This is a genomic window from Alcaligenes faecalis, assembly GCF_005311025.1.
In the GTDB taxonomy this organism is placed as follows: domain Bacteria; phylum Pseudomonadota; class Gammaproteobacteria; order Burkholderiales; family Burkholderiaceae_B; genus Alcaligenes; species Alcaligenes phenolicus.
The window spans coordinates 1333488-1360471 of sequence record NZ_CP031747.1 but is presented as its reverse complement, the minus strand read 5'-3'; the positions used below and the strand labels follow the sequence as shown (position 1 = coordinate 1360471).

The 26984-nt window shown below is 57.4% G+C and carries 28 protein-coding genes; 18 read left to right on the top strand and 10 right to left on the bottom strand.

Annotated features, from left to right (window positions below):
* Positions 1–6: 6 nt before the first annotated feature.
* Positions 7–2811 (top strand): autotransporter domain-containing protein, encoded by a 2805-nt coding sequence (locus D0C27_RS06190; RefSeq protein ID WP_137430635.1) that lies wholly within the window; start codon positions 7–9, stop codon positions 2809–2811.
* 138 nt (positions 2812–2949) lie between these two features.
* Here D0C27_RS06190 and D0C27_RS06185 read toward each other — a convergent pair whose 3' ends face one another.
* From D0C27_RS06185 to D0C27_RS06155, 7 genes are all read right to left on the bottom strand, one after another.
* Positions 2950–3501: an adenine phosphoribosyltransferase gene (locus tag D0C27_RS06185; RefSeq protein ID WP_009458676.1), complete on the bottom strand. Its 552-nt coding sequence runs from the start codon at positions 3499–3501 to the stop codon at positions 2950–2952.
* 170 nt (positions 3502–3671) lie between these two features.
* Complete coding sequence (gene cydC / locus D0C27_RS06180; RefSeq protein WP_137430634.1) at positions 3672–5366, bottom strand: thiol reductant ABC exporter subunit CydC; 1695 nt, start codon at positions 5364–5366, stop codon at positions 3672–3674.
* The gene (gene cydD / locus D0C27_RS06175) at positions 5363–7063 is read right to left on the bottom strand and encodes a thiol reductant ABC exporter subunit CydD (protein WP_240688321.1); all 1701 of its coding nucleotides are present in this window, start codon (positions 7061–7063) and stop codon (positions 5363–5365) included. Before cydD ends, cydC begins: the two co-directional genes overlap by 4 nt.
* A complete protein-coding gene (gene cydX / locus D0C27_RS06170; RefSeq protein ID WP_009458674.1) occupies positions 7064–7204 on the bottom strand; it encodes a cytochrome bd-I oxidase subunit CydX in 141 nt (46 codons plus the stop codon). It abuts the gene before it with no gap.
* A 14-nt stretch (positions 7205–7218) separates the two neighbouring features.
* On the bottom strand, positions 7219–8370 hold the full coding sequence (gene cydB, locus D0C27_RS06165; protein WP_137430633.1) for a cytochrome d ubiquinol oxidase subunit II: 1152 nt from the start codon (positions 8368–8370) through the stop codon (positions 7219–7221).
* A gap of 15 nt (positions 8371–8385) precedes the next feature.
* Positions 8386–9969 (bottom strand): cytochrome ubiquinol oxidase subunit I, encoded by a 1584-nt coding sequence (locus tag D0C27_RS06160; RefSeq protein WP_009458662.1) that lies wholly within the window; start codon positions 9967–9969, stop codon positions 8386–8388.
* Positions 9962–10528 carry a GbsR/MarR family transcriptional regulator gene (locus D0C27_RS06155; protein WP_009458660.1) on the bottom strand — a complete coding sequence of 189 codons (567 nt, stop codon included), beginning with the start codon at positions 10526–10528 and terminating at the stop codon, positions 9962–9964. The genes D0C27_RS06160 and D0C27_RS06155 overlap by 8 nt, the downstream gene beginning before the upstream one ends.
* 157 nt (positions 10529–10685) lie before the next feature.
* Between D0C27_RS06155 and D0C27_RS06150 the strand changes: the two genes are divergently transcribed.
* The 10 genes from D0C27_RS06150 (at position 10686) to D0C27_RS06105 (ending at position 18491) form a co-directional block, all read left to right on the top strand.
* The gene (locus tag D0C27_RS06150; RefSeq protein ID WP_021447172.1) at positions 10686–11675 is read left to right on the top strand and encodes a KpsF/GutQ family sugar-phosphate isomerase; all 990 of its coding nucleotides are present in this window, start codon (positions 10686–10688) and stop codon (positions 11673–11675) included.
* A gap of 2 nt (positions 11676–11677) precedes the next feature.
* A complete protein-coding gene (locus tag D0C27_RS06145; protein ID WP_080748003.1) occupies positions 11678–12283 on the top strand; it encodes a KdsC family phosphatase in 606 nt (201 codons plus the stop codon).
* 2 nt (positions 12284–12285) lie between these two features.
* Positions 12286–12906 (top strand): LPS export ABC transporter periplasmic protein LptC, encoded by a 621-nt coding sequence (gene lptC, locus D0C27_RS06140; protein WP_060185340.1) that lies wholly within the window; start codon positions 12286–12288, stop codon positions 12904–12906.
* Positions 12903–13553, top strand: a complete 651-nt coding sequence (lptA, locus tag D0C27_RS06135; RefSeq protein ID WP_021447173.1) for a lipopolysaccharide transport periplasmic protein LptA — start codon at positions 12903–12905, stop codon at positions 13551–13553. The genes lptC and lptA overlap by 4 nt, the downstream gene beginning before the upstream one ends.
* A gap of 18 nt (positions 13554–13571) precedes the next feature.
* Entirely contained in the window at positions 13572–14363 is a 792-nt protein-coding gene (gene lptB, locus D0C27_RS06130) for an LPS export ABC transporter ATP-binding protein (RefSeq protein ID WP_088451994.1), read from the top strand.
* Between the two features lie 189 nt (positions 14364–14552).
* On the top strand, positions 14553–14879 hold the full coding sequence (gene hpf / locus D0C27_RS06125; protein ID WP_009458652.1) for a ribosome hibernation-promoting factor, HPF/YfiA family: 327 nt from the start codon (positions 14553–14555) through the stop codon (positions 14877–14879).
* Between the two features lie 154 nt (positions 14880–15033).
* A complete protein-coding gene (locus D0C27_RS06120; protein ID WP_051316301.1) occupies positions 15034–15534 on the top strand; it encodes a PTS sugar transporter subunit IIA in 501 nt (166 codons plus the stop codon).
* Positions 15506–16432: an HPr(Ser) kinase/phosphatase gene (gene hprK / locus D0C27_RS06115; RefSeq protein WP_137430632.1), complete on the top strand. Its 927-nt coding sequence runs from the start codon at positions 15506–15508 to the stop codon at positions 16430–16432. Before D0C27_RS06120 ends, hprK begins: the two co-directional genes overlap by 29 nt.
* A gap of 98 nt (positions 16433–16530) precedes the next feature.
* Positions 16531–17406, top strand: a complete 876-nt coding sequence (gene rapZ, locus D0C27_RS06110) for an RNase adapter RapZ (RefSeq protein WP_009458649.1) — start codon at positions 16531–16533, stop codon at positions 17404–17406.
* Complete coding sequence (locus tag D0C27_RS06105; protein WP_035270291.1) at positions 17403–18491, top strand: septal ring lytic transglycosylase RlpA family protein; 1089 nt, start codon at positions 17403–17405, stop codon at positions 18489–18491. Before rapZ ends, D0C27_RS06105 begins: the two co-directional genes overlap by 4 nt.
* 11 nt (positions 18492–18502) lie before the next feature.
* Here D0C27_RS06105 and rsmI read toward each other — a convergent pair whose 3' ends face one another.
* Positions 18503–19441 carry a 16S rRNA (cytidine(1402)-2'-O)-methyltransferase gene (rsmI, locus tag D0C27_RS06100; protein ID WP_035270288.1) on the bottom strand — a complete coding sequence of 313 codons (939 nt, stop codon included), beginning with the start codon at positions 19439–19441 and terminating at the stop codon, positions 18503–18505.
* A 34-nt stretch (positions 19442–19475) separates the two neighbouring features.
* On the opposite strand from rsmI, the gene D0C27_RS06095 reads away from it, so the two are divergent.
* From D0C27_RS06095 to D0C27_RS06070, 6 genes are all read left to right on the top strand, one after another.
* Positions 19476–19934, top strand: coding sequence for a YraN family protein (locus D0C27_RS06095; protein ID WP_137430631.1), 459 nt, complete (start codon positions 19476–19478; stop codon positions 19932–19934).
* A 186-nt stretch (positions 19935–20120) separates the two neighbouring features.
* The gene (locus D0C27_RS06090) at positions 20121–20714 is read left to right on the top strand and encodes a phosphoheptose isomerase (RefSeq protein WP_009458645.1); all 594 of its coding nucleotides are present in this window, start codon (positions 20121–20123) and stop codon (positions 20712–20714) included.
* Positions 20711–21400: a BON domain-containing protein gene (locus D0C27_RS06085; protein ID WP_137430630.1), complete on the top strand. Its 690-nt coding sequence runs from the start codon at positions 20711–20713 to the stop codon at positions 21398–21400. The genes D0C27_RS06090 and D0C27_RS06085 overlap by 4 nt, the downstream gene beginning before the upstream one ends.
* Entirely contained in the window at positions 21397–21897 is a 501-nt protein-coding gene (locus D0C27_RS06080) for a peroxiredoxin family protein (RefSeq protein ID WP_060185346.1), read from the top strand. Before D0C27_RS06085 ends, D0C27_RS06080 begins: the two co-directional genes overlap by 4 nt.
* 76 nt (positions 21898–21973) lie before the next feature.
* The gene (argB, locus tag D0C27_RS06075) at positions 21974–22870 is read left to right on the top strand and encodes an acetylglutamate kinase (RefSeq protein ID WP_009458643.1); all 897 of its coding nucleotides are present in this window, start codon (positions 21974–21976) and stop codon (positions 22868–22870) included.
* A gap of 3 nt (positions 22871–22873) precedes the next feature.
* Positions 22874–23599 (top strand): pyrimidine 5'-nucleotidase, encoded by a 726-nt coding sequence (locus D0C27_RS06070; protein WP_035270278.1) that lies wholly within the window; start codon positions 22874–22876, stop codon positions 23597–23599.
* Positions 23600–23605: 6 nt separating this feature from the next.
* Here D0C27_RS06070 and D0C27_RS06065 read toward each other — a convergent pair whose 3' ends face one another.
* Positions 23606–25060 (bottom strand): aldehyde dehydrogenase family protein, encoded by a 1455-nt coding sequence (locus tag D0C27_RS06065; protein ID WP_021447176.1) that lies wholly within the window; start codon positions 25058–25060, stop codon positions 23606–23608.
* A 195-nt stretch (positions 25061–25255) separates the two neighbouring features.
* On the opposite strand from D0C27_RS06065, the gene D0C27_RS06060 reads away from it, so the two are divergent.
* Positions 25256–26185: a helix-turn-helix transcriptional regulator gene (locus tag D0C27_RS06060; protein WP_137430629.1), complete on the top strand. Its 930-nt coding sequence runs from the start codon at positions 25256–25258 to the stop codon at positions 26183–26185.
* A 19-nt stretch (positions 26186–26204) separates the two neighbouring features.
* Here D0C27_RS06060 and D0C27_RS06055 read toward each other — a convergent pair whose 3' ends face one another.
* Positions 26205–26975: a HesA/MoeB/ThiF family protein gene (locus D0C27_RS06055; protein ID WP_035270273.1), complete on the bottom strand. Its 771-nt coding sequence runs from the start codon at positions 26973–26975 to the stop codon at positions 26205–26207.
* Between the last annotated feature and the right edge of the window lie 9 nt (positions 26976–26984).

Sequence of the window (26984 nt, the reverse complement as noted above, 5' to 3'; positions counted from 1 at the left end):
TAAGACATGTCGAACAAGAAACGCAACACCTCTATGCTGGTGCAGATGGCTTTGTTAAGCCTGACTTTACCTGGCATCGTCCATGCCGATTCCGAGAGCTCACTGGAGCAATGGCGCACCAAAGAATATAAGCGTCAACCCGGCCTGGACATGATCAATGCAGCCAAAGCCTATTCGCTGGGCTTTACCGGCAAAGGCGTCACGGTCGGTTATCTGGACTCGGGCATTCAGGCAAATCACCCTGAGTTTGCCGGCGCCATTGCTGGGGGCTTTGACTTTGCCAACAATACCCCCTACGCCAATGGCCAAGGAGTCGATACTCAGCCCCCTGCCGGACACGGGAGCCATGTTGCCGGAATCATTGGTGCGAGACGCGACGAAGCAGGCATGCACGGCGTCGCCTTCAATAGCCAGCTTTTTGCGGTTGCCTACGGCATCAATACTGATGACGATGACGACGATGATGATGGTGGTGACGACACTACCCCGACTCCAGACGATATAAGGGCCTTTCAAGATCGAATGCTTTCTAATGGCTGGAACTATCTCGCCCAGTTCAAGCTGCCCATTATCAATAGCAGTCTGGGGCTCAATGACTGCTCAAGGTCCTATAACCCACCCTGCCATATTGTGGACTATGGCTCAGCTCAAAGCGCCCTAGAGGCTCAACCTCTGATCATTGAGTCCTTCAAGAACAGTGCGCAGGCTGGCTCCCTGATGGTATTTGCTACCGGCAATGAGTCTCAAGACCACCCTGATTTTCTGGCCGGCTCTCCCTACTGGTTTCCCGAACTGAAAGACAACTGGCTGGCCGTGACGGCAGTCGGGGAAGATGGTTCCTTGGCCGTCTACGCCAATAAATGTGGTGTTGCCGCCGAGTGGTGTTTGACCGCGCCAGGGGGGCAGTGGGCCCCTGGCATTAACTCCGTCAACTCGGATGGAGGCTATATTTATAAAAGTGGCACCTCCATGGCCTCCCCGCACGTCGCGGGCGGTGCGGCGCTGGTGAAGGAAGCGTTCCCCTACTTCACCGCCTATCATCTGCAACAAACCCTGCTGACCACCGCCACCCCTCTGGGAGACCCCAGCATTTACGGCTGGGGTTTAATGAACGTAGGCAAGGCCGTACAAGGACCCGCACAATTTACCCGCCTGTTCGACGTCGATACGCTGGGCTACCACTCCACCTTCGCCAATGACATCAGTGGCACGGGTGGGCTGCACAAGCGCGGTTCCGGCTCCCTGGAGCTGACGGGCAATAACAGCTATACCGGTGACACCACCGTCAGCGGGGGCCGTCTGGCCGTCAATGGCACGCTGGCTTCTGCGGTCACAGTGGAACGCGAAGGCACCTTGGGGGGGGCCGGTACAGTCGCTCAAGTCGATAACTACGGCACCCTGGCTCCAGGTAATTCTGTTGGCACTCTGACCGTCAGCGGAGACTACACTGCCCATGCCGGTTCGGTGCATGAGCTGGAAGTTGGCCCTGCAGGTGCCACCGATCGTTTAGTAGTAGGTGGTGCCGCCCATATCGACGGCACACTGAAACTGGCCGGTGGCCCTTTTCGCCAGAACATCGCTTATTCCTTCCTGGATGCGGCCAATGGCGTGACCGGGCAATACAGCAGCATCGCTTATGACATGGCCTTCTTGTCACCCACACTGCTTTACGGCTCCAGTCTGTCCGTGATGGTCGAACGCAATGACATCCCCTTTGCCGCTTTTGCTCATACAGGCAATCAGAAATCTGTCGCACAGGCCTTGGATGCCGGCTCAACGCAGCCCCCTGCGGCTATGGCTGAGCTGTATGACACGGTACTCAATGCCCAATCCGGTAACGTGGCAGGCTATATGGAACAGCTACAAGGCCAGATCCATGCAGGTACGACTTCCGCCTTGCTAAGCAACGGAGATCTGTTGCCCCGTGCTTTGGGCAAACAGGCTTCAAGTGCGCGTAATACCGTAGGCAAAGAGGCAGTGCTCTGGGCTGAAGTGATCCATCAACAGCGCGATCTGGACGGTGACGACAACAGCCAGGATGTTCGTCATAAAGTGGGCGGTCTGTTATTGGGTGGCGATACGGCTATCGGCGAACAAGGCTGGCGCATGGGGGCCTCCTTGGGCTATCTGGAAAACCGTATCAAGCTGGATGATCGTCGCCAGACCTCACGCAGCAACAGCTACAGCGCGGCCCTGTATGGAACACAAGCTTGGGAAATGGGTTCGGGTAGTCTGAACCTGCTGGCAGGTGGTGCTTACACCCGCCACAGCCTGGACAGCGAACGCTCGATTTCGATTCATCAAAGCGAAACACTGAAGGCTGATTACAAAGCGCACAGCATCCAGGCCTTTGCCCAACTGGGCTACCGCATGCCGGTCAGCCCACGCTCCAGCGTGGAACCCTATGCCAGCGTGAACTGGCATCAACTGCGTCACGGCTCCTTTAGTGAATCGGGCGGTCAAGCCGCCTTGCGCGGAGACTCGCAGCGCCAGAACCTGAGCACTGTCACGCTGGGTCTACGCGGCACCACGGAACTGGACTTGTCCAAAACCACGCTGTCCTTGAGCGCCGGTTTAGGCTGGCGTCATGCCCTGGGCGACACCACACCCGAACGTGAACTGGCCTTTGCCGCCCTGCCCGGCAGCAACTTCCGTATCAGCGGTGCTCCTATTGCCAAGAATGCCGCTGTTGCCGAGCTGGGCGCAGAGCTCAAAGCAGGCAAGAGCACTTCTTTTGGTCTGAACTATCAGGGGCAGTTTGGCCGCAATCAGGATCATGCTGGCTCCCTGTTCATGAAGGTCCGTTTCTAAGCAACACAACAAAGCGCGGAGCTGGCCGTACGCCAGCCCCACTCTCAAGCAGACAGACATGAAAAATCCCTGCGATGCTCCGGGCATGGCAGGGATTCAGGCTACAAAGCCAAACCGGCAATACGCCGGTCCTGGCAATTAGCGGTCAGATTCGTTAAAGCTACAGACGGTGTAAACCGACAAGCCGGAATCTGTCACGGCCTTGGATCCACCCAGTTCAGGCAGATCAATAATCGCGGCGGCTTCCACCACGTTGGCACCCAGGCGCTGCAGCAAACGAGCCGCCGCCAGCAAGGTGCCGCCGGTCGCGATCAGGTCGTCAATCAGCAGGACGCGCTGACCAGGACGCACGGAGTCCGTGTGCATCTCGACGCTGGCATTGCCATATTCCAGGGAATACTCTTCGGCCACGGTATTGAAAGGCAGCTTGCCTTTCTTGCGCACAGGCACAAAACCCAAGTTCAGCTCGTAAGCCAGAACCGAGCCCACAATAAAGCCACGCGCATCCACACCCGCCACCAGATCCAGCTTTTGTCCCATGTAACGGTAGACAAACAGGTCAATCAGAACGCGGAAGGAGCGCGGGTCCTGCAAGACGGTGGTGATATCGCGGAAAGTCACCCCTGGCTTGGGCCAGTCCGGCACATTGCGAATGATTTGACGGATGTACTGGGTGGGATCAATTTGCATGTCAAAGCTTCTACAACAAAAAATCCGGGCGCGAAGGGCGCACTTGGATACGTTGCAAGTGTACACAATTGGGCAGCAGCAACAAGGGCTCACCCGGCTTGTGCTCGTAAGTTGTACTAATACGACGCGATTGAGCAAAAATCCCTGCAGACTTGACCCGCAGCGTCCTTTTAGTTTGGTTCTAAAGTATTTATTGATGTGTCGGATTTGCGCTGCAAACGCCCCGCCTCAAACTGATAAACGCTATCGACCAAAGGCAGCAAACGGGTATCGTGGGTTGCCATAATCACGGTTTTTCCTTGCGCTGCAGCCAGAATATCCCGCATCAAGGCCTGGCTGGTCGGGCCATCCAGACTGGCCGTAGGCTCGTCCAGAAACCAGATATGGGCAGGCGACAACAGCACACGCGCCAGACACAGGCGGCGCTGCTGCCCCAGGGACAATTGCTGCCCGCCCTCGCCCAGCCAGGTATCCAGCCCTTGGGGTAATTCACGTATCACACTGTCCAGTTGGGCGTCGTGAAGCACCTGCCAGATTTGTTGCTCTGAAGCTGTCGGTTCTGCCAGCAAAAGGTTATCTCGCACCGAACCCAGAAACAGTGGCGAGTCCTGTGCCAGCAAGGCGCAATGATCAAACCAGCTGGCGCGGCTCCAATGCTGGGCTGCTTTACCCTCAACCAGATACTGCTTTTCCGAAACAGGCAACAAGCGCATCAGCACACCCAGCAAGGTAGACTTGCCGGAGCCACTGGGACCAAAAATAGCAATGTGCTCACCAGCTTGGACTTGCAGCGACAACTGCTCCAATACGGGCTGTGAACCGTAGGAAAAATTCAGATCTTTGATTTCCAGGCAGGCTGGCCTGTCCAACGCAATCGCCTGCCCTTGCGCCTGATCGGTTTCCTCGGGCTCGTCCAGAATTGTCAGCAAACGATTGCTGGCTGCCTGAACCTCTCCCAAGCGGGACGCACCGCGCATCATGGGTGCCATGATCTCGAACAAGCCCAGCAAAGCCAACACCAGCCCCACCCACAAGGGGCCGCTCATGGCTTGCAGATTGACCTGTTGCGCTCCAACCAGCAGGCAGGTCATCAAGGCCACGCCCATCAAGACCTGCTGGGAAAACTGCCCGACAATGCCCCAGCCATTACTGCGCAAACGGGCTTGCCCCAGTTCCAGTCCCAGCTTGTCCACTTGTTCCTGCACGGCATCCGCAGCGGCAAACACCTGAATATCAGCATAGGCGCGGATGGCCTGATGCACCAGAACACGCTGGCGGTTTTCCAGTTGATGGACTTGCTGGGCTGCACGGCTGGCGCCACGGGCGCAAATATACGGAATCAAACAAGCGGCAATCAGCAAACAAGCCAGAATCAGCCAGGCCCACCAGGACAGCCAGGTTTGCAGCACAGCGCTAAACACCAGACCAGCCACCACAGCCGTAGTCAGCGGCACCAAAATCAGCAAAAGCACCAGATCCAGCACAGCCACGTCAGAGGTCAGACTGGAAGCCAGCTCCCCATCTCGAAACTGGGCCAAGCGAGACTGACTGAATCGGCTCAAGCGTCCGAAAACCAGGCTGCGAATGCGTACTTGCAAATCCAGCGTCAGGGCATGACCGACGACGCGCTCCAGATACCGGGAGGCGATACGCCAAAAAGACAGGCCGCGAATCATGGCCGAAGGGCCAAACAGATTGAATACGATGCCCAACGTAGCCAGAAAAGCGCTGCTTAGAAACCAACCAGCTACACCCAGCAGACCAACACCGGCCGCCACCGTGCTGATCGCCAGCAGAACCGTAAACAATACGGCCCCACGTCGTGCGCGCAGGCTGGAACCTAAGAGACGAAACCACGCTTTCATGCCGTCAGGACTCCTTGGGCAATGTGCAGTTGGTTCGAGCACATGGCCGCCAGTTGCTGGTCATGCGTGGCCACGACCAGACAGCGTCCCTGACAGAAGCGCAGAATATTGCGCATGACACGATCCCGGGTCGCCGCATCCAGGCGGGAGCTGGGTTCGTCCAGCAAAACCACATGCGGGTCTGTCAAAAACAGGCGGGCCAGTGCCAAGCGCTGAATCTGACCACCGGAAAGGCCAAAACCACCCTCGCCCAGCGCCGTTTGCAAACCATCGGGCAGGGTCCGTACAAATTCGGCTGCACAGGCTTGTTCCAAGGCTTGCCACAGCTGTTCATCACTGGCTTGTGGGGCCGCCAGACGCAAGCCATCGGCAATGGTCCCCATGGCTAAAAAGGCCTGCTGGGAAATCAGTACGACGCCATCATGGCGCGTCAGCAAGCGCCCGGCAGTATCGCTATTGCGCAGTAAAATTTCACCCTGCGCCAAGGGGCGCAAACCAATCAGACTTTCCAGCAGACTGGTCTTGCCGGAGCCGCTGGCCCCCAGCAAGGCGTAAGACTGATCTATATAAAGTTGCAGGCCGGGCACTTCCAGCAAGGTCCCCTGCCCGCCCAACTGCGGCAAATGCAGATGACGCAAGACCAGTACCGGCAAGTTGGGAAAAACCGCTTCATTGTCGGCGCTGGTGGGAGCCGCAGGAATCAAATCCTGGCCCAAGTTTGCCCACAGTCTGTCGACTTCTACTGCAGCCGCACGCGCCGCTGCCCGATCATGATAATTAGCGGCCAATTGGCGCAAGGGCTGGTAGGCCTCCGGGGCCAGGAGCAAACAGAACAAGCCTTGTTGCAGGCTAATGCCCGAGAAGGACTCGCCCAGATAGCCCAGGTAACCCAAGCCAATGTAGACGGCTATCCCGGCCACACCCAATGCCGCGAAGAACTCCAGCACAGCCGACGATAAAAACGCGATTCGCAGCACTTTCATGGTACGTGTGCGCAGCTCCTGACTGGCCAATTCCACACGCTGCAACTCGTCCTGCCCACGCCCCATCAAGCTAAGGGTAAAAATGCCGCGCAGCCGGTCGGCGAAAAAGCCGGACAGTCGCAGCGTTGTTTGTTGTTGTTCACGGCTGGCCGCTTCCGCCCCCCAGCCCACCAAGGCCATGAACAGGGGAATCAGGGGCGTGCTCAACAAGAGAATCAAGGACACAATGCCATCCACCGGCAACACTGCCAGCACTAGTGCCAAAGGCACCAGGGCCGCCGCTGCCATGCAAGGAATGTAACGCGTCACAAAGCCATCCAGGGCTTCAATTTGCGTGATCAAGCTGGTGGACAGTTCGCCGCTATTGCTGGCCCGCAAACGCGGCATCGTACTGCGGAACAGTCGGGCAAACAGCTCGGAGCGCAGCCCTTGTTTCAGATGTTCTGAAACCTTTTGCGCACGGCGCTCGCCAAAAGCAGAAATGGCGGCACGCAGCAACAAAAGTGCGGCCACCATCAGGATAGAGAAAAGCTGCCCGGTCCAGGGCAAGCCATCGACCACAATTGCCTGCACAATCTTTGCCAGCAACCAGGCCTGAGGAATCAGTAAAGCGCCGGCCAGCACAGGGGCCAGCATGGAAGCCCGCAAAGCCGTGCGGGCGCGGCTGGAAAATTGCCCCAGCCATTGTTGCGCCGTTGGACTTTGCGGTGTCAATCAGACCTCGATATCTGCTTTAGCCTTGGAGGCAGCTGCACTCTGCAAAGCCGTGTTTTCACGCAGCTCGAACCACATCGCATTCAGGATGGAGAATGCGCAGGCCAGACCCAAACCTAGAACCCAAGAGAAGTACCACATATGCGCTGGCCTCCTTAGTAAGAATGAGAAGAATCTTTCATGCTGGCAACCGACACCTTGCCACGCATTACGCTATACACCCAGGAGGTATAGAGCACGATGATGGGCAGGAACACCAGTGTCACCAGCAGCATGATCCACAAGGTCAGATGACTGGCCGAGGCATCAAACAGGGTCAGGCTGGAACCGGGGTTCAAGGACGAAGGCAGCAGGAATGGGAAGACGGCAAAACCAAAAGTCAGGATGATGCCAGCCAGTGCCAAGGACGAGAACAGCAGAGCCAACAAGCCGCGACCACGACCAGCCAGCAAGGCACCGAACAGCAAGCCCGCAAAACCGACAATGGGGGCTGCCCACAAGGCAGGCCAGGTAAGATAGTTAGCCAACCAGGCACCTTCAACCATATCGACCGTCTTGCCAATCGGGTTGGACATGGCGTGGGCCGCCTCGGGCCAAGGCATGCTATAGCCATTCATGGCACTGATCCACCAGCCGCCGGCAGCAAAAGCCACAATGGACAGCAGGCCCAAAGGCATGGCCCAGGCACGCGCACGACGAGCCACATGATCACTGCCCTTCCAGGCAACAACCACCGCACCTTGGAAAGCCAGCATCAGAACGCTGAGCAAACCGCACAGAATGGCAAAGGGCTGGAACAGACCGAAGAAGTTGCCTTGGTACATGGGACGCAGCGTGGTCTCGTCAAAGCCGAAAGGTACGCCCAGCATCACGTTCCCAATAGCCACACCAAACACCAGAGCACAAACCAGACCGGAGGCGGTCCAGATCGCATCCCAGTTACGACGCCAGCGCGACGAGCTGAGCTTGCTGCGGTACTTGATGGCCACCGGGCGAACAATCAAGGCGACCAAAAGCAACATCATGGCCAGATAAAAGCCCGAGAAAGCCATGGCATACAGCAAGGGCCAGGCCGCAAAGGCCACACCACCGGCCACGATCAACCAAACCTGGTTACCTTCCCAGACCGGGCCAATCACGTTGTACAACGTGCGCCGCTCATCATCAGTGCGAGCAACCAGCGGCAACACCATGGCCACACCCAGGTCGGCCCCGTCCATGATGGCAAATGCCGCCAACAAAACGCCCAGCAGCAACCACCAGATGATGCGCAAGGTGTCGTAATCGAGAAGAATCAAATTTTCCATGATGGTTCCCCCTCCTTAACCGCGCAGCAACGGAGCGTTGCGCGAACCATAAGACAAAGCGGAAGGTGTGGCGGTCTCGCCAGCCTCGTCCGGCCCTTTACGCACCGAGTGCAACATGACCTTGATGCCAATCACCGCCAAGGTGGTATAGAGCAACAGGAAGATGGTCATACTGATCATCAAGTCCACAAAGGACAGACCAGAGGCCGCATAGTAGGTAGGCAAGACACCTTCAATCGCCCAGGGCTGACGTCCGAACTCGGCCACAAACCAGCCACATTCGATCGCAATCCAAGGCAGGGGAATGCTCCAGACCGCTGCTTTAAGCAAGCGCGGGTGACGTTGCAGTCGGTCACGCGATGCCAGCACAAAAGCCACGCCAAAGAACAGGATGAAGTACAGCCCCAGCGCCACCATCACACGGAAGCTCCAGAACAGGGGTGCAACCTGTGGCACCGTATCCCAGGCAGCCTGGGCGATGGTCTCGGTATCGGCTTTGGTAATGTCGTCCGTATAACGCTTGAGCAGCAAGGCATAGCCCAGGTCTTTCCAGTTATTGTCAAAGACGCGGCGGGCCTCGATATTGCTGTCATCAGCGCGCACCAGCTGCAGTGCCTCGTAAGCGCGCAAGCCATTGGCAATACGAATCTTGGCATGTTCGACCAGTTCATTAATGCCCAGCATGGGGGTACTGACTGAGCGTGTACCGATCAAACCCATCACCCATGGAATTTCCACGGCAAAGCGGTTTTCACGGGCCTCCTGATCAGGCCAGGCCAAGAGATTGAAACTGGCAGGGGCTTCCTCGGTTTCCCACATGGATTCCATGGCTGCAATCTTCATTTGCTGGTGTTCAGTAGTCAGGTAACCACTTTCATCACCCAGCACCACCACGGACAGGGACGCTGCCAAGCCGAAACTGGCCGCTACCGTCATCGAGCGCTTGGCCAGATCAATATGGCGACCACGCAGCAAGTACCAGGCACTGATGCCCATCACGAACATGGCACCCAGGACATAGCCGGCACTAACGGTATGAACAACTTTGGCTTGCGCAACGGGATTGAGAATGACCTCGGCAAAGTCGGTCATTTCCATACGCATGGTGTGGGGGTTGAAGATGGCACCGACCGGGTTTTGCATCCAGCCGTTAGCGACCAGAATCCATAGGGCCGACAGGTTGGTACCGATGGCAACCAGCCAGGTAACAATCAGGTGTCCCAGCTTGGAGAGGCGATCCCAGCCGAAAAAGAACAGGCCGACAAAGGTTGCTTCCAGGAAAAAAGCCATCAAACCTTCAATGGCTAGCGGCGCGCCGAAAATATCGCCTACATAATGACTGTAATAGGCCCAGTTCATACCGAACTGAAACTCCATCACAATCCCGGTTGCGACACCCAGGGCAAAGTTAATGCCAAAGAGTACGCCCCAGAACTTGGTCATGCGACGCCAGATGGCCTTGCCCGTCATGACATAGACGCTTTCCATAATGGCCAGCAAAAAAGACAGGCCCAGCGTCAAGGGAACAAATAAAAAGTGGAACATCGCGGTGGAAGCAAATTGCAACCGCGACAAGGTAACGACATCCAGATCAATCATGACGACCCCCAGTTTGATCAGCTTTGCGAATCTTCCCGGCGAACCCCAGCACTTTCTGAACTTTGCTACCTAAACGCATCAGATTTTGCAGGGTTTCGGGCGGTAAGTGATGAACCTCGTCAAACCAACCACAAGCCAACTCGATCAATTCCAGCATTTCGTTAATGCGCTGCTGCCCATATTCCTCTTCGTCATTGACGGGCGCTTCCATTAGGATACTTCGCAATAAGGTCAATGTGGGATCAATCTCGCGCTTACGCTTTTCCTCCACCAAAGTACGGAAAATATCCCATACATCCTTGGGAGATTCAAAGTATTCGCGGCGCTCGCCAATCTTGTGCGTCATGTTGACCAGTCGCCAGGACTGCAACTCGCGCAAGCTCATGCTGACATTGGAGCGGGAGATGCCTAGCGTTTCAGCGATCTCGTCGGCGTGGAGGGCTTCGGGGGCAATGAACAGCAGCGCATAGATCTGGCCCACCGTCCGGTTGACCCCCCAGCGCCCGCCCATCTCCCCAAAGTGCAGAATAAAACGCTCTGCCTGTGGTCCTAGATTCATGGCTTCCTGAATTTTCAGTAATTACTGAAATTACAAAACAAGACGTATCTTAACCCTAAACTATTCGGCTTGCCACTGGTCCAAGGCCATCTGACCTTACAATTTGCCTCCTGCAAATCTACATGCCAAGCAGACACTTCACGTTTACAATTTCGCCATGAATACACCGGCACTTTTAGACCCCGCACATATCCTGTCCTCGGCACAACGCACCTTCGCCATTGAAGTTGACGCGTTACAAGCGCTGGGCGGGCGTCTGGACCAAAGTTTTGTAGAAGCCACCAAACTGCTCGTGCACTGTCAGGGCCGTGTGGTGGTGACCGGCATAGGCAAGTCCGGCCACGTAGCGCGCAAGATCGCGGCTACCTTGGCCTCGACCGGCACTCCCGCTTTTTTCATGCACGCTGCCGAAGCCTTGCACGGCGACCTGGGCATGATTACCAAGCAGGACGTGGTCATTGCCATTTCCTACTCTGGGCAGGCCCAGGAACTGGTCACGGTGCTGACTGTGCTGCGCCGCATGGGTGCCAAACTGATTGCGATCACCGGCAATGCCCAGTCCGAACTGGCCCAAAATGCCGACCTGCATCTGGATGCCCATGTAGAGCATGAAGCCTGCCCACTCAACCTGGCTCCCACGGCCAGTACCACAGCCGCCTTGGTATTAGGCGATGCACTGGCCGTTGCCTGCCTGGAAGCACGAGGCTTTAGCCGCGAAGACTTCGCCCGCTCCCACCCCGGTGGTGCGCTGGGCCGTCAACTACTGACGTTTGTGCGCGACATCATGCGCAGCGGCGAACAACTGCCTATCGTATCCCCCGAGACCCTGATTCCCGATGCCCTGATAGAAATGTCCAGCAAAGGCATGGGCATGACTATTGTCACGGACGCACAAGGCCACCCCGTTGGAATGTTCACCGATGGCGACCTGCGCCGCCTGATTGCTCGTGCCGGCGATATACGCAATCTGCCAGTATCTGAAGGCATGTCGCGCGAACCGCGCAGCATTGCCGCCGAAGCCCTGGCCATTGAAGCAGCCGAGCAAATGGATGCCCTGCGTATCAGCCAAATGCTGGTATTGGACACAAACGGGCTACTATTGGGAGCTCTGCACATGCACGACCTGTTGGCTGCAAAGGTAATCTGATCATGATGAATACGCCCACCATCCCGCTCCATCCCGCTGAAGCTCAAATTCTGGCCAAGCTGCCCGAGAACGTGCGCACCCAATTACGTCAGTTGCGCATGATGGTGTTTGACGTGGACGGCGTGCTGACCGACGGACGCCTGTGGTACAGCGCGAACGGCGAGGAGTTCAAGAGCTTTCACGCTCTGGACGGCCACGGTTTACGCATGCTGGGCGAAAGCGGCATTAATGTCGCCCTGATTACCGGACGCGAAAGCGGCATCGTATCGCGTCGCGCTGCCGAACTGGGCATTCCTTTTGTTTACCAGGGCGTACGCGACAAAATTGCCATCCTGACCCAGCTGGCTCAGGAAAACGGCCTGTCCCTAAGTGAAGTGGGATATATGGGCGACGATCTGATCGACTTGCCCGCCATGCAGCGCGTGGGTTTTTCCGCCAGCGTGCCTGAAGCCCCCTTCTATATCAGTCAAATTGCCAGCTGGGTAGCCACACAGCCCGCCGGCCACGGCGCAGTGCGCGAATGCTGTGATGCCATCCTGGCCTCCCAGGGTCGCCTTGCGCCCTTTATTACAGGTGGTCCTTTGAAGACCACGGGAGTCATCCAGTAATCATGCGTGACCGTCTACCCACCGTCATTTCCCTGTTGTTGCTGACCTTGCTGGTGCTGGCAACGCTGTGGGCGGTCGATTACACCCAAAGCTCGGTCGCCATTGACCCGCCGCGCCGCATTACCCACGAACCCGACTCCTGGGCGCGCGACTTCACCATGATCAGCTCCGACCAAACCGGGATGGCCATCAGCCGCCTGGATGGCAAGATTGCCTATCACTACCCGGATGACGACTCGCACGACATTACGGCCCCGCGCGCGGTCAGCAACCGGGCCGATTCGCCCCTGACCATTGCCACTTCCGACACGGCACACATGAATGCAGGCGGGGACACCATCACCATGAAAGGCAATGCCCATATTCACCGCCAGGCCACACCTGATGACGAGGCAATGGACGTGCGCAGCGAAGTGCTGATCATCCTGCCCGAAGAGGACGTGGTGTACACCAACGAACCGGCCCTGGTCGTCAACGGCCAATCCACCATGCGCGGTACCGGGATGCGTTACGATAATCGCGTTCGCCAATTGAACGTCATGTCGGAATCCGACGTTAAAATCTCCGGCCAACAAACACAAAAAGCGCGTTCTTCCAATAGTTCTAAGGATTCCCCCCCATGACCACGCCTGACAGCGCCCGCCTGGGCCACAAGCCCAAGCTCTCTCTTAGCCTTTTGCGTGGTGCCCTGGCCCTGTGCCTGAGCACTGCCAGCCTGGCTTTGCTGCCTACGGCCCCTGCTCTGGCCCAAGCGGCTGCCTCTGCTGCCGCCGAACCGGACACCTCCGTGCTGTCCGATACCCTGACTTACGACGATATTGCCAAGCAGACCATTTACAAAGGCAACATCATCCTGACCCGTGGCGCCATGACCTTGATGGCTGACCAATTGGCCATCGAGCAGGACGCGGAAGGTTTCCAGCACGGCACCGCAACGGTGACCGAGCGCGCCCGTGTCACTATTCGTCAGGAAGACCCGGCCAAGTTTGAACTGATGGTCGCCGAAGGTGTCCGAGCTATCTACAACGGCAAAACCGAAGAGGTCGAGCTGATTGGCAAGGCAGTCGTCAATCGTTATGTTTGCGGCAAGCTGCAGGACTCTGTCCAGGGCCAGCGCATTATCTACCGCCAAAAAGATGGCACGTACCAGGCCTTTGGTGGTTCGGACTCCGCCACACGTGATGGCCGGGTCCGCTCTGTGGCCCGCCCACGCGCCAATGCCGATGCTGCTCTGGCCGAATGCCAACGCAAGTCCTCCCCCCGCAAATAGCCCGGACCCCCTTGAATCATGGTTGCTTCTAACAACCCGTCTACCCCTACTCGCGCCAGCCACTCGACCAAAGGCAGTCTGATTGCCCAGGGACTGCGCAAGACCTACGGCAAACGTACGGTCGTGCAGGATGTTTCTTTGAATGTGGAAAGCGGCGAAGTGGTGGGCCTGCTAGGCCCGAACGGGGCTGGTAAAACCACCAGCTTCTATATGATTGTAGGCATTGTGCCCGCCGATGCAGGCCGTATTGAAATTGATGGCACGCCCATTACCGCCATGCCCATGCACAAGCGGGCACGGCTGGGCCTGTCCTATCTGCCCCAGGATGCTTCCGTCTTTCGCCGCCTGACGGTTGAAGAAAACATCCGCGCTGTGCTGGAGCTGCAGCTGGACGATAACGGCCGCAGCATCAGCAGGAACGACATCAACGAGCGCCTGGAAACCTTGATCAGCGAGCTGCAAATTGCGCACATTCGTCAAAATACCGCCCTATCCCTGTCTGGTGGCGAGCGCCGCCGCGTAGAAATTGCCCGAGCGCTCGCCAGCAACCCCCGTTTCATTCTGCTGGACGAACCCTTTGCCGGGGTGGACCCGATCGCCGTGATTGAAATCCAGCGCATTGTGCAATTTCTGAAAGGCCGCAATATTGGCGTGCTGATTACCGATCACAACGTGCGTGAAACCCTGGGCATCTGTGACCGCGCCTACATCATCAGCGAAGGCACGGTACTGACCAGCGGGCACCCGTCCGAGATCATCGATAACGAAGCCGTGCGCAAGGTTTACCTGGGCTCGAACTTCCGAATGTAAGCCGACTTGTGGCCCTGTAACGGGGCCTGTCGGAGCAAGGGTTTTCCTGCACACCGCAGATTGATCCAGGTCATGTTATCTGACCAACATATAGGTATACTGGAATATCCAAGATCAGTAGTAAGGAGGCTAAACACGAAGATATTCCCCCCTCTGAAACATGTTGTTTGACTACTACGGAGAGCCTATATGAGCCTTAACATCACTGGCCGTAATCTTGACATAACTCCTGCCATTCGCGACTACGTCAAAAGCAAAATTGGTCGAATTGAAAAGCACTTCGACAACGTGGTTGACTCGCAGGTTATGCTTTCCATTGAACGCCTGAAGCACAATGCCGAAGTGACCGTCCGTGTCCCCGGCAAAGATATACACTGCGCCTCTTCAGACGAAAACTTGTATGCCGCCATCGATCTGCTAGCCGACAAGATCGACCGCCAGATTCTGAAATACAAGGAAAAGGCAAACAGCCATGCGCATGAGCCCGCCAAGCGGCTCGAAGTTCCGGCAGCCTGATCACGCCGAACTGTTACAGCAGGCATAGCCGCCTGCCGACAAACCCCGTTCTTTCAGAAGTTCGGGGTTTTGTGTTTCTTGGCACAGTGTCCGCCTGTTGTTAGCCATCCAAAAAATGTTTAGCTAAAAAACATTCCCCCCTATAATGGCCGTCATGAATCTCTTGTCGCGTATTTTGCCTTTGTCCAACGTGGTTCTGGATCTTGCTGTTACCAGCAAGAAGCGCGCTTTTGAACAAGCCGGACTGATTTTCGAGAACCATCACGGCATTGCCCGGACAGCCGTTTTCCATAGCCTGATCGCTCGCGAGCGTCTGGGCTCCACTGCCCTTGGCCACGACGTAGCCGTCCCGCATGGCCGCATCAAGGACTTGAAGGAGCCTTGTGCCGTTTTCATGCGCTTGGCCGAACCGGTGCGTTTTGATGCCAGCGACGGTCGTACCGCCAGCTTGCTGTTCTTTTTGCTGGTTCCCGAAACGGCTACTCAAATTCACCTGGACCTGTTGGCCGAGATCGCCCGTTTAATGGCCGATCAGGACATCCGCCAGGCGCTGGCCCAGGAAACGGACCCTGTTCAAATCCACCAACTCCTGACCCAGACCCCTGATCTCAACGCGGAACACCCCGATGCTGACAGTTCAAGAACTGGTCAATGATAATCATGACAAGCTCGAGGTAAGCTGGGCAGCCGGAAAACAAGCTGCCCAACGCCCCATCCCCGATCTTGGCGCCTCTGCCGCGGATTTGGTCGGCCACCTGAACCTGATCCACCCTGGCCGCATTCAGGTTTTCGGTCCTGAAGAACTCTCTTTTTACAACCGCTTTGACGTCAAACGTCGCCTGCATCATCTGGATGATCTCAGGCAAGGCGGTGTTCCTGCCCTGTTCGTTGCCAACGACGCCGTTGCGCCCGACGATCTGATCCAGTTTTGCGAAACCCAAGGGGTGCCGCTGCTCTACACCCCTATCGATGCGGCCCAACTGATCGATTTGCTGCGCATCTACCTGGGCAAACGTCTGGCCCCCAAAACCACCATGCATGGCGTGTTCATGGATGTGCTGGGTCTGGGCGTGCTAATTACCGGCGAATCCGGTCTGGGTAAAAGTGAACTGGCACTGGAGCTGATCTCCCGTGGGCACGGGCTGGTTGCAGACGATGCGGTTGAGCTGTCCCGCACGGCTCCCAACATGATTGACGGCCAATGCCCGCCCCTGCTGCAGAACCTGCTGGAAGTACGCGGGCTGGGACTGCTGGACATTCGCACCATTTTCGGCGAAACCTCCGTTCGTCGTAGAATGAAGCTTAAACTAATTGTGCACCTGGTTCGTTCCAACCCCGACAGCTTCGAGCGTCTGCCTACACAGGACCAGACCCAGGAAGTGCTGGGGGTGGACATCAAACGCGTGATGCTTCAAGTGGCCGCAGGCCGGAACTTGGCCGTGCTGGTGGAAGCCGCCGTGCGCAACACCATTCTGGCCTTCCGCGGCATTGATACCATGGGCGACTTCATCGAGCGCCAGGCATTGGCTATCATGAATAGTCGCGACGACTAGGCGCTCAAGGGCCGGTTGGCACTTAACGGCCCTGACAGCTTTGTCCTGTTTCACCTAAACGCTGCCCGCCGGGCGGCGACTCGGAGCCCTTTGCCACGATGCTGAAAGTTGTATTGATTACCGGCATATCCGGTTCGGGAAAATCAGTTGCCTTGCGCCTGCTGGAAGATACCGGCTACCTGTGCATCGACAACCTGCCACCCCGATTTCTGGCCGAATTTGTCGAGCGCTCTGCCGAACAAGGGCTGGAGCGGCTGGCCGTTGCCATTGACGTGCGCGGCGCCGGTGATCTGGACATCCTTCCCGGTGTCATCAGCAAACTGAATGAAGAAGGCTACTCCCTGCGTGTCCTGTTCCTGAACGCCAGCGATCACACGCTGATGCAGCGTTACTCGGAATCGCGCCGCCGTCATCCGCTGACAGACCGCTTGCGTCAGGATGGCCGTTCGCCTTCCTTGGAAGAATGTATTGCCGTTGAGCGTGAAATGACGGCCCCCTTGCGCGAGCTGGGTCACATTATCGACACCACCGACCTGACCCCTGGCCAATTGCGTGCCTGGATTCGGGATCTGGTGCAAGCCGACCGCGCCAGCGTGGTGCTGACTTTCGAATCCTTTGCCTACAAGCGTGGCGTGCCCGGCGATGCAGATCTGGTGTTCGACGTTCGCTGCCTGCCCAACCCTCACTACGATCCGGAGCTGCGCCCCATGACAGGCCGCGACGAACCAGTAGCCAAATGGCTGGCCCAGTTCGGTTCCGTCGAGACCATGGTGGATGACATCGCCGGCTTTGTACGTCGCTGGTTGCCTTTGTATATGCAGGACACCCGCAACTACCTGACGGTCGCCATTGGTTGCACCGGCGGTCAGCACCGTTCTGTGTACGTTACCGAACAACTGGCGCTGCGTTTTGCTGATTACGCCCCCTTGCTGGTGCGCCATCGCAATCAACCGCCCATTAATCCCGTCCCATGAGCCCAACTGTACGCAAACTAGGCGCCATCCTGAGCATCCTGGCCTTATTGGCTGGATGCGCTTCCAGCCCCAAACGCGCCAAGCCCAAAGCCAAATCAGGGGCCACCGTTTCAGCTCCCCGAGGCGGGGGCTACTACAAGGACGATGGCCCCGACGCCCGCATCCCAGCCAATCTTCAAGCCACCCCCGACGCAGTTCCCCGAATAGAACCCATCGCCCGCAGCAATACCCGCCCCTATACCGTGCTCGGCAAAAGCTTTGTTCCCCACACTTCACACAAAGCCTTTACCCAGACCGGCACCGCCTCCTGGTACGGACGCAAGTTTCACGGCAAGAAAACAGCCAATGGCGAAACCTACGATATGTACGCCATGACGGCGGCGCATCCTACCTTGCCCATCCCCAGCTATGCCCGCGTGACCCGGCCCAAAACAGGCAAATCCGTCATTGTGCGCATTAACGACCGCGGGCCATTTCATAGCTCACGCATCATCGACTTGTCCTACGTTGCCGCCGCCAAGCTGGACTTGATTGCGCCCGGCAGCGGCACCGTGGTGGTTGAATCCATCACACAGGAAGAAATACGCAGTGGCAGTTTTGGCCGGGGTGACATTGAACTTGCCGAGGCTCCGGCTCCCAAGCCGGCTCCCGCCGCTCCGGCCCCCAAATCCAGCCTGGTGATTACCGAAAAGCTGGAGCCCACGCCGGACGCCTTGGCCGCCTTGTCTGAGCAAGACATAGAGGTAGAGCTGGACGATTCGCCTAGCTGGAGCAGCGACGCCAGCGATCAGCAGTTGATTGTGCAGTCCTCGCCCGCTGCCACCAGCAAGCCGCAGGCCCCGTCCGGCCAGAGCCGGGTCTACCTGCAATTTGGCGCTTTTTCTGCCCGTGAAAATGCGGCTGCCCTGGCACAGCAGTTGAATCGCCAGATTGCGCAGATAGAGTATCGCGATGCCCAAGTACAGATGCACAACGATCTGTACCGGGTACAAATTGGCCCGTATCAGAATCGGACCGAAGCAATTAACGCGGCTTACCGTATCCAGCAGCAAACTGGCTTGAGCCCTTCGGTTGCCGTTCGCTAAACCCAGGCGCCCTAGTCCTTGGGCGAGTTCGCCAGACCCCAGGCATACAGAACATCACGAGGAATTCCGGTCGCCTGGCTGGCAATCCGGGCTGCATCACGCAGCGAGACCTGCTCCAGCAAGGCTTTCATCCAGCGCTCTGTAGTGGCATCCAGCGCAGGCGCATCTTCGTCCACTTCGCGCACAGCGTCATGCAGAATCAGGACAAATTCACCCTGCTCGCGGTGGCTGTCTTCATCCAGCCAGCCCAAGGCCTGCCCCAAAGGCACGGTATGAATTTGCTCAAAACGCTTGCTGAGTTCACGTGCAAAAGTCAGTTCGCGCTCCGGGCCACACACCTCTTCCATATCGCGCAAGGCCGCACGCAAACGGTGAGGAGACTCAAACATCAATACCGGCATACCCAGGCTGGACCAATGCTGCAGCCACTTACGGCGCGCCACAGTTTTGGGCGGCATGAAACCGGCAAAAGCAAAAGCGGGGTTCTCGTCACTGGTTGCACCACTACCCATCAGAGCGGTAATGACTGCCGAGGCACCGGGCAAAGGAATCACCTGAAAGCCCGCCTCCCGCACTGAACGTACGACGCGAGCACCAGGGTCACTGACAGCAGGCGCACCCGCGTCCGATACCAAGGCCACTCGCTGCCCCTGCTCCAGACGCTCGATAATTGCCTGAGCGGCTTGGGCCTCGTTATGGCGATGCGCCGCCATCAAAGGCGTTTGTATGCCCCAAGCCTGCAGGAAAGGACGGGTTGCCCGCGTATCCTCTGCCGCAATAATGTCGCATAGTTCCAGCGCCTGCCAGCCGCGCAGGCTAAGGTCTCCCATATTGCCAATGGGCGTGGCCACCACATACAGGCAAGACTGTGGCCAGACCTGACCTTGCACCTTGTCCATCATGCTTTGCCAGACGCCGGCATTCCCTGTTCGGTTTTCGGTATCGCTCATGCTTGATCCTGCTTATTGATCATCGTGTATCCCTATGAATCCCTTTGAATACGCTCGCCAGACTCAAAACCGGCAACTGCGGCGCAAACAGCGTAGTCGTCCTGCAGCCAGAAAGGACAGGCCACGGCGCTCTCCCAGCCAGCAATGCGGCGACCAGGCTGAACAGCGCGCCTGCGATCATGTCACCGCGCAGGGTGCCCATATTCTGGCCCGTCAACTGGGTGCTCGCTTTGGGGAGATTGACCTGGTTCTGTGGCATCAAGATCATCTTGTCTTTCTGGAAGTGCGCCAGCGCAATCACAAGGGCTACGGCGGGGCGCTTGCCAGTGTAAACCGGGACAAGCAACGGCGCTTGATCCTGACAGCCCAACAATGGCTGCCGACGCTATGCCAGCGCTATTTCCAGGGCAGGCTGCCCGCCTGCCGATTTGACGTTATCGCCATTGAAGACGACACCCTGATCTGGATCCAGAACGCCTTCGAGCAGCGCTGAAAAATAAAAAGCAGCAAAGCCGCCCTGGGAATTTTCAGACAAGAATGCTGTCCTATACAAAAAACCCAGCCGCCACGCCGTATTTCGGCCCTGTTACAGCATCTGGTTTCAATACCGTGGCGTTTTTTTCAACATGACACGATCTGCCTGCCCCACGGGGAAATTCTCCGTGCGATAATGCGCGCTATGGACCTTATCGCCTTAATGACTTCGCATTTCGACGATTCCGTCGATACTCTCAAAGCCAGCACACGCGAACTGGCCGAACCTTTGGCCGCCGCTGTCGAGCTGTTGTTTGCCACCCTGGCCAACGACGGCAAGATTCTGGCCTGCGGAAACGGCGGATCAGCAGCCGACGCCCAGCACTTTATTGCTGAGCTGGTGGGCCGCTTTGAGCGCGACCGTTTGCCCTTGGCTGGCATTGCCTTGAATACCGACACCTCCATCATGACGGCGGTGGGTAATGACTATGGCTTTGACAGCATCTTTGAACGCCAGGTCAGTGCCTTGGGCCAGACTGGCGATATTCTGGTGGCCATCTCCACCAGCGGCAATTCGCCAAACGTAATCCGCGCCATCGAAGCGGCTCGCGAGCGCGATATGGTCATCATTGCCCTGACTGGCAAGGGCGGCGGACAAATTGCCGATCTGCTCTCGGATACCGACATCCATCTGTGCGTCCCGCACGATCGAACCATGCGTATTCAGGAAGTACACATTGTTCTGTTGCACGCCATGTGCGATGGCATTGATGCGCTGCTGCTCGGAGATCCACTATGAAACACCGTTTGATTCTGGCCGCCCTGCTGGCCAGCACTACGCTGACCGGTTGCGGTCTGCTGGTAGTTGGCGGCGCTGCTGCCACAACCGCCGTTGTCGCTACCGACCGCCGCACTACGGGCGAGCAGGTCGAGGACAAAACCATTGTCATGAAAGCCGGTGCGGAAACACGCCGCCTGCTGGAAAACAAGGAAGGCCGCATCAATACCACGTCTTACGCCGGGGTTGCCCTGCTGACGGGTGATGTGCCTACCCAGGCCGACAAGGAAGAAGCCGCTCGCCTGGTTTCCAAGGTTGATAAGGTAACTCGCGTGGTCAACGAACTGCGTGTGGGTGAACCTACCCCCTTGGGCGTACGCTCGAACGACTCCTGGATCACCACCCGAGTCAGCACCGCCTTGCTGAACGCCAAAGACGTTCCCAGCCGCACGATCTCCACCACCACCGAGCGTGGCGTGGTCTATCTGCTGGGTCGCGTCACCCGTGAAGAAGGCGAACGCGCCGCGATTGCTGCCTCCAGCGTCCCTGGCGTGAACAAGGTGGCCAAGCTCTTTGAATACGTCAGCGCCGAAAGCCTGGCACAGCCTTTGAGCACCAATAATCAGCCAAGCAATAGTTCTGGCACAGCGGCCCCTGCAACTGAGCCTGCGCCCGCCTCCTCTGTAGAAGTCATGCCCGTCCAATGAAAAAAGTAGTCATCATTGCCCTTGCTGTTGCCATTGCCGTGGGTCTGGGCGTCTGGACCATGTCCGGCAGCACCAAGGCCAGCGCCCCGGATGTCGCCTTTACCGATCTGAATGGCAAGCACTTTGAAACCAAAGACTTGCAAGGCAAGGTCGTCCTGGTGAAATTCTGGGCCACGGACTGCACCACTTGCGTGGCGCAAATGCCTGACAACATTGAGAACTTCAATGCCATGTCCAGCAAAGGGTTTGATATTGTGGCCGTGGCCATGAAGCACGACCCCATCAACTACGTGCGCAACTTCACCCAATCCCGCCAACTGCCGTTCACGGTTGTCCATGACGACAAGGGCGAAATCGCCAAGGCTTTTGGGGACGTCCGTTTGACGCCCACTGCCTTTTTACTCGACAAACAGGGCCACATCATCAAGCGCTACCTGGGTAACTACGACAAGCAGGAATTCATTGCCACCGTCGAAAAAGCCCTGGCCAGCAGCTAAAAGCCTGTTTCTGCCCCCAGCCACATAACCCCGGGTACCAGCAGTGGACCCGGGTTTTCTTCAAGTGAGCGCATCAATGAGCACCACAGATTCGCAGAATTACTCCTCGACCGTCAAAGCAGAAGTTTTGTCCGAGGCCCTGCCCTATATTCGTCGTTTCCACGGCAAGACCGTCGTCATCAAATACGGTGGCAACGCCATGACTGAAGAAGCGTTGCAGCGCAGCTTTGCCCATGACGTCGTCTTGCTCAAGCTGGTTGGCCTGAACCCCGTTGTGGTGCACGGTGGCGGCCCCCAGATCAATGACGCGCTCAAGCGAGTGGGCAAAGAAGGCACCTTTATTCAGGGCATGCGTGTCACCGATGCCGAAACCATGGAAGTGGTGGAGTGGGTGCTGGGCGGGCAGGTGCAGCAAGACATCGTGATGATGATTAATGAAGCCGGTGGCAAGGCCGTGGGCCTGACCGGTAAAGACGGTGGCATGATTCGCGTCACCAAGAAAATGCTGCCGGATGCCGAGCATCCTGGCGAGCTGCTGGATATTGGTTTTGTGGGTGATATTGAAAGCATCCAGCCTGAAGTGGTCAAAGCCCTTCAGGACGATCAGTTCATCCCCGTGATCTCCTCAATTGGATACGGTGAGGACGGTCAGGCCTACAACATCAATGCCGACGTCGTTGCCGGCAAGATGGCCGAAGTGCTTAGCGCTGAAAAACTGGTCATGCTGACCAACACTCCCGGTGTGCTGGACAAGGCAGGTCAACTGTTGCGTCGCCTGTCAGCTCAGACCATCGACGAACTGTTCGCTGATGGCACCATCTCCGGCGGTATGCTGCCCAAGATCTCTTCGGCCCTGGATGCAGCGCGCAATGGCGTCAACTCCGTACATGTCATTGATGGCCGTGTCCCTCACTGCCTGTTGCTGGAAATCCTGACTGACCGTGGTGTGGGCACCATGATCAGCTCACACTAATCCGTGCGCGCTCCTATCCGTGCCCATGCCTGGGCACGGCCTTTGTCAGCCTGTCAGCCAGATGAAACCATCTGGCTGTTTGATCTGGATAACACCCTGCACAATGCCTCCAAAGGCATTTTCCAGGCGATTGATGGACGCATGCGCATCGGCGTGGCGCAAACGCTGGGCGTGGATATGGACGAGGCCGACCGGCTGCGTCTGGAATACTGGAAACGTTACGGCGCCACCATGATCGGCCTGCAACGCCACCATGGAGCAGACCCGGCGACATTCCTGAGACACGCTCACGACTTTGACGTGCCTTCCCTGATCAGCGCCGAACCAGGCCTGGCCTACCAATTGCGCCGTCTGCCTGGCTACAAACTGCTGCTGACCAATGCACCGCTGGAGTACGCACAGCGCGTCTTGAAAGCCCTGAATCTGCTGCCTGTCTTTGACGGGCTGTGGGCCATCGAGCATATGCAGCTGCAAGGCCGTTATCGCCCCAAGCCCTCTCAGGCATTGATGAAGCAGGCTCTGGCCGTGCTGAAATCCCAGGCCCGCGACATTGTTCTGGTCGAAGACACCCTGCGCAATTTGAAAAGTGCCCGCCAGTTAGGGATGCAAACCATCCATATCTATAACGCAGGCACTCCATTTAGCGCTCTGTATCATGGACGCAGCCCGTATGTTGACCATCGCATCAACCGCATCGCACAACTGGTCAAGAACTGGCCACGTCCCTAGGCCTGCTTAGAACGCCAGCTGGCGCTCCCCTTGCTGAATGGTGACCCACTTCAATTCGGTCATGTCCGCAATCGAGTAGCGGCCATTTTCCTTGCCGTAGCCACTGTCCTTGAAGCCACCGAAAGGCGCATTCGGATCATCATCAAAGGAGTTGTCGTTGATGTGGACCGAACCTGCCTCGATACGCTCGGCAAAATCCATGGCCTTTTGCAGATCGTTGGTCAGAATGGCAGAGGATAAGCCGTAGGAAGTATCATTAGCCATTTCCAGGGCGTGCTCGTAGTCGCGCGCCTTGTAGATGGCAGCCACAGGACCAAAAGTCTCTTCGTGGTACAGATGCATGTCCGGGGTCACATCGCACAAGGCCGTAGGCTGGATCACATTGCCTTCGCGGCCGCCACCTGCCAGCAAGGTGGCCCCCTTGGAGACGGCGTCCTGAATGTGGGCCTGCACAAAATCAGCCTGTTCGGAACTGATCAGCGGACCAACCGCGGTTTGTGGCAAAGCAGGATCACCAGTAGGAATACGAGCCACCTGCTTGGCAAAGGCTTCGCAGAACGCATCGTAAATGCCCTGCTCCACAATGATGCGCGAGTTGGCCATGCACACCTGGCCCTGATTGAAATAGATGCCGAAAGCGGCGGAGCGCACAGCGTAATCCAGCGTGGCATCATCCAGCACCACGACCGGGCTTTTACCACCCAACTCCAGCACAATGCGCTTTTGATGGCGACCAGCCAGATCCGCCAGGATACGACCCACTCGAGCCGAGCCCGTGAAAGTCACCAGTTTGACGCGCGGATCAGAGAACAAGGTATCGCCCAGAGCTTCGTCGGTGGTCAGCAGAACGGTCAACACACCGGGAGGCAGACCGGCTTCTTCCAGAATCTCGGCAAACATCAAGGCAGCCATAGGCGTATGCGGCGAAGGCTTCAGGATGAAACTGTTACCCGCCGCCAGTGCCGGGGCCAGCTTCTTGCCATTGAGCAGCAAAGGTGCATTGAAAGGCCCGATCCCAGCCACCACGCCCAAAGGACGACGAATGCTCATGGAAATACGCCCAGGCAGGTCCGACGGCATGGTTTCACCCCGAATATCGCGGGTCTGACCGGCGGCAATACGGAAGGTGCTGACGATGTAATCGCACTCGAACATGGCCTTGCCAAAGACGTTACCGCCCTCTTCAACCAGCACACGCACGATGTCGTCGCGACGGCGTTCCACAATGTCGGCCGCACGGCACAAAATCGCTTCACGTTCACGGGCCAGCATCTTGCCCCAGATGCGCTGTGCACGTTCTGCACTGGCTAGCGCTTCTTCAATGTCCTGTTTGGTCGCCAGAAAAACGCGAGCCAGCGGTTTGCCCGTATAGGGATTGACCAAGTCCTTATGCAACTGACCTTCTGATTTCCAGGCCTGTCCGTTGATGTAGGGGTAGACCTGCTTTAGCTGCTCTGTCATGACTGCTCCTTTCCTGTGTTGTCTCCAGGTGCGCTTTGGGCACCCTTCATGGTTAAACCCGATAGCCACCGAGGTGCGCCATAGCTCACCATGCAGTACTGTCTTAGATACTATTCTTGAGCCGAATGCCTCTCTGTGTCGTGGACTGGGGCGCAGCCCAATCTGGACAATGGCGCAGAAGACGGAAAAAAACGCATGAGCACGAACTACCACTGGGATACGCAGGCTTTGCCACCCGGACAAGGCGCCAAGCTCTGGACTCAAGCCATTTCACTGTCCTTTCAGCATGTGCAAACGCAGTGCTACGGACAAAACTTTCATGGCACCTTGCGCTCGCAACGTCTGGGGGAGGTAGCGATCAACCGGCTGACCGCTCAGCCCTATCGGGTCAGCACAAGCAGGCCGCAAACGGATCAGCCCTGGTTGTTCTTGAATGTGCATCAACAAGGCCACTGCCGCCTGATTCAGAACGGGCGTGAGCAATGGCTCCCCGCCGGGAGCCTGAGCCTGAATATAGGCACTAGCCCCTTCACACTGGATTTTGTGGACGAGGTCATTATGACCACGCTGCGCTTGCCGCTGGAGGGGCTGTTGCCCTATACCGGCCCTTTGAATGACGTGGTCGCCCAGCCCCTGGCGCAAGGCGCCAGCCTGCACTTGCTGGAGCACTATCTGCAAGGCTTGCTGCTGTCTGCCGATGACTTGCGGGCGAATCAGCACGATCAGGCCTGGCGTTGTCTGCGCGACCTGCTGGCCATGAGCATTAACGAGCGGCGCTCTGCCCCGCCTGCCCCAGGCACAGCTCGGTACGAAGATGCATTGGGCTATCTGTCTGATCGACTGGGTGATCCCGCCTTGAATATTGCAGCCCTGTCCAAGCACCTGGGTATGGCACCGCGTACCGTTCAGGAACTGTTCAAAGCACAGGGAAGTACTTTTACAGCCCAGTTAATGCAGCTGCGGCTTGATGCAGCCGCACAGCTGCTGCGCCAGACACGGTCCAACACGGTGGCGCAAATAGCCTATTCAGTGGGATTTTCGGATCTGTCTTACTTTCACCGCCAATTTAGACGGCGCTTTGGCATCACGCCAGGCCATTTTCATGCTCATGGCCTGAAGTCGTGAAGCAGAGATCAGAAACAGATCAAGCGTGATCGGCGTGTTCAGCCGCTGAACCGCATACCGGGCAAGCCGGATCTTTGCGGAAACGTACGGTATGCCAATTCATATTGAAGGCATCCACACTTAGCAAACGGCCCACCAAAGGCTCTCCGAAGCCGCCTAACAGCTTCAAGGCTTCAACCGCCTGTGCGCTACCCACCATACCCAACAAAGGCGACAAAACGCCTGTGGTGGCGCAACGCAGTTCCTCGACGTCGTCCGCTTCAGGGAACAGACAGTGGTAGCAAGGAGCTTCGGGCTGACGCAAGTCGTAAGTACTGACCTGACCCGAAAAGCGAATCGCTGCACCTGACACCAAAGGTTTACGTAATGCCACGCAGGCACGGTTGATCGCATGGCGGGTTGCGAAGTTGTCGCAGCAATCCAGCACCAGATCCACTTGCTGAACCCAATGCATCAAGCCCGCTTCGTCCAGACGCTGAACGACGGGTGTCACCTTCACTTCGGGATTGAGCTGCTCGATATGCAGCTTGGCAGATTCAACCTTGTCCCAGCCCAGACGATCGGTGGTGTGAGCAATCTGACGCTGCAGATTGCTCAATTCCACCTGGTCATCATCCACCAGAATGATGGAGCCCACACCCGAGGCCGCCAGATAAGCCACCACGGGGGAACCCAGTCCCCCGGCTCCAACGACCAGGATGCGAGAAGCCAGAATTCGCTCCTGCGCTTCTACCCCGAACTCATCGAGCAGAATATGCCGCGCATAGCGCAGTAATTGCTGATCTTCCACGTCAGGAAC